Here is a 314-nt window from a genome sequence, read left to right as displayed (position 1 = left end):
AAGCCGTTGGTGAAAAAGCATGTCCAAAACATATTAAGTGTCGGTACAGATGTAGTGATGGATTTTCCAGCTAATACCCAAAAACTGCGAAAGTGGTTTTTGGATATGGCGTCAGAGGTCAATGCAAGCCATCAACTAATTTTCCTTAATCTAAATAACGAGCAATGCTTACGTCAAATTGCACAAAGGCGTAACGAACAACCCGAAAGAGCAGCATTTGATTCGGAAGCGGTGTTTATTCATGTTACTAAATTTTTTGAAGCACCAGAGGCATCCGAGGGTTTAAATATTTTAGAGTTTAGCGGAAAAGAATA

Annotated in this window: 1 protein-coding gene; it reads left to right on the top strand. The window is 38.9% G+C overall.

What is annotated here, in order from left to right; genetic code table 11:
• A partial coding sequence (locus tag FS608_RS29805; RefSeq protein ID WP_144556156.1) for a P-loop nucleotide/nucleoside kinase family protein occupies positions 1-314 on the top strand: 314 nt, incomplete at both ends.

The sequence above is a fragment of the Bacillus sp. X1(2014) genome (assembly GCF_007678255.1).
The sequence above is the reverse complement of the archived record's forward strand: the minus strand, read 5'-3'. Positions and strand labels throughout refer to the sequence as shown.